The sequence below is a fragment of the Thermus sp. FJN-A genome (genome assembly GCF_054655095.1).
Genome location: NZ_BAAHSC010000325.1, coordinates 1 through 236 on the forward strand (window position 1 = coordinate 1; position 236 = coordinate 236).

At 67.4% G+C, this 236-nt stretch carries 1 rRNA gene; it reads left to right on the top strand.

From position 1 onward, the window contains the following. Positions 1–236, top strand: a 23S ribosomal RNA gene (locus ACYQ0J_RS13925); the annotation flags it as partial.

The following is a 236-nucleotide window of genomic DNA, read 5'->3' on the forward strand; positions in this document are numbered from 1 at the left end:
CGGCCCCGCAAGGGGTTGTGGCGTGCCTATTGAAGCATGAGCCGGCGACTCACGGTCGTGGGCGAGCTTAAGCCGTTGAGGCGGAGGCGTAGGGAAACCGAGTCCGAACAGGGCGTCTAGTCCGCGGCCGTGGACCCGAAACCGGGCGAGCTAGCCCTGGCCAGGGTGAAGCTGGGGTGAGACCCAGTGGAGGCCCGAACCGGTGGGGGATGCAAACCCCTCGGATGAGCTGGGGT